Origin of the sequence: Caldimonas sp. (assembly GCF_046289365.1) — a bacterium.
GTDB lineage: Bacteria > Pseudomonadota > Gammaproteobacteria > Burkholderiales > Burkholderiaceae_C > Caldimonas.
The window spans coordinates 1-2,377 of record NZ_JBKBVU010000313.1; the positions used below are offsets into that span (position 1 = coordinate 1).

The 2,377-nt window shown below is 70.8% G+C and carries 2 protein-coding genes; both read right to left on the reverse strand.

The annotated features are described in order from the left end of the window. A partial coding sequence (locus ACK42S_RS17460) for a DUF4010 domain-containing protein (RefSeq protein ID WP_409710595.1) occupies positions 1–888 on the reverse strand: 888 nt, incomplete at its 3' end. Further along, entirely contained in the window at positions 875–2,236 is a 1,362-nt protein-coding gene (locus ACK42S_RS17465) for an MBL fold metallo-hydrolase RNA specificity domain-containing protein (RefSeq protein ID WP_409710598.1), read from the reverse strand. The genes ACK42S_RS17460 and ACK42S_RS17465, both read right to left, overlap by 14 nt. Positions 2,237–2,377 lie beyond the last annotated feature (141 nt).

Sequence of the window (2,377 nt, forward strand, 5' to 3'; positions counted from 1 at the left end):
GGGCAGCGCATGGCGCAGCAGCCAGCTACCCACGCCCAGGGCCACGGCAGCGCCGGCCAGCGCGCTGGGCGCCAGCGTGGTCGCGGCAGCCGGCGCCAGGGCCATCGACATCACCAGCGCCTGCAGCCAGGTCGCCGCACCGGACATCACCCCGGCCGCCGCATGCCAGCCCGGGTGTTCCGGATGGGTACGGTGGCGCGCACCCATCGTAGCCACGGTGGCGGTGCTGGAAACGAAGCCGGAAAAGAAGCCCGAGGCGGCCAGGCCGAGCCGCGGGCCCAGCCAGCGTGTGGCCACGTGACCCAGGGCCTGCAGTGCAAGGATCAGCACCAGCAGCAGCCCCAGGGAGCGGGGCTGGATGCCGCCCAGCCAGGACAGGGGCTGGGCAGGCAGCAGGGGCACCACGACCAGGGCCAGCGCGGCCAGCAGCATGAGGTCCTGCACTTCCTGTTCGCTGAGCAACTGCGTGGACAGGCGATGCAGCCAGGTGCGCGCGGCCAGCAGGGCGGCCACGCCGGCGCCGCAGGCCGCACCCAGGGCCGGCGCCACGACGGCCAGCACGCCCACCAGGTAGGTGACGAACAGGGCCAGCTCGGTGGTCAGGCCCGGGTCTTCGGAGCGGCTCTTGAGGTAGGCCACCGCAGCCAGCGCGATCACCATCAGCGCGCCGGCGAACACCAGGGCGGGCTGCTGCAGCGCGTGGGCGAAACCGCCAGCCAGGGCAGCCAGCGTGAAGCTGCGGATGCCGGCGGGCTGGCGTGCGGGGCCTTGCCCCTTGCGGCGCTCGCGCTCCAGTCCGATCAGCAGGCCGCAGCCCAGGGCCACGGCCAGTCCCAGCCAATGCGAAGGCAGCCCGGTGAGGTCCACGGCCGCGTCAGTCCAGTTCAATGCGGGCCAGGTGATCGGGCACGCTCACACGCCAGCCCAGATCTTCCTTGATGCGGGTGCGCAGGGCATCGGCGGCCTCGGGTTCACCATGCACGACATAGGTGTGACGCGGCGGCTTGCGGAAATGGCGCAGCCAGTCCATCAGCTCACCGGCATCGGCATGGCCGGAAAAGCCTTCCAGGTGACGCACCTCGGCCTTGACGGGCACATACTCGCCATGGATCTTCACCTCGGTGGCTCCGGCGATCATCTTGGCGCCGCGGCTGCCGCCCACCTGGAAGCCGGGGAAGACGATGAGGTTCTTCGGGTGGGGGGCCATCACCTTGAGATGATGCAGCACGCGCCCGCCAGTGGCCATGCCGCTGGCCGACAGCACGATGCGCGGATAGTGCGAGCGCGTCAGGGCTTCGGACGCCTGCGGGCTGTCGACCAAGGTCACACCGTCGCACAGGTGGGCCACCTCCTCGGGCGGCACGCGCAGCAGGGCCTGGTGGCGCTCGTAGAGCTGCGTGGCCTCGGCAGCCATGGGGCTGTCGAGGAAGATGGGCACCTGGGCGGGGATCTCGCCGGCGCGCTTGAGGCGGTGCAGCGCCAGCATCAGGGCCTGTGCGCGGCCCACGGCGAAGGTGGGCATCAGCACCGAGCCGCCGCGCTGCAAGCAGGTGCGGATCAGGTCGCCCAGCAGCTTGAGCACATCGTCGGCGGGGTGCAGGCGGTTGCCATAGGTGGATTCGACCAGCAGCACGTCGGCCTCGTGCACCGGCTCGGGCGGGGGCATCAGCAGGTCGTTGTGGCGCCCCAGGTCGCCGGAGTAGACGATGGTGCGGCCCTGGCAACGCAGGGTGACCGCAGCCGCGCCCAGCAGATGGCCGGCCGGGGTGTATTTCACCGTCACCTCCGGATGCAGCTCGATCTCCTCGCCGAAGGGCAGGGGATGCAGGCGGTTCAGGGCCCGCCGTGCGTCCTCGACGGTGTACAGCGGCTCGGCCGGGGTGTGTTTCGAATAGCCGTAGAGGTTGGCGCGGCGTGCGTCCTCTTCCTGCAGGTGGGCACTGTCGAGCAGCAGCACCTCGGCCAGGTCGCAGGTGGCGGGGGTGGCGAACACGCGGCCGTGGAAGCCCTGCTTCACCAGTGCCGGCAGGTAGCCGCTGTGGTCCAGGTGGGCGTGGCTGAGCACCACGGTGTCGATGTGCCGGGCTGACACGGCCAGGCGCGACCAGTTGCGTTCGCGCAGGTTCTTGTAGCCCTGGAACAGGCCGCAGTCCAGCAAGATGCGGTGCGAGCCGGTGTCCACGAGGTGCTTGGAGCCGGTGACCGTGTCGGCGGCACCGAGGAAGTGGATGTGCATGGTGTCCCCTTGTGGGCCCATGCTAGCGGCACCGGGCTGGCAGCGGGCTTGACCTGCGTCCAAAACACTGCCCGGTGCAGCGTCAGCAGCGCGGCGGCTTGTCATCCCGCAGGGACGCCAGCCGGGCGGGGCGGCGGGGTT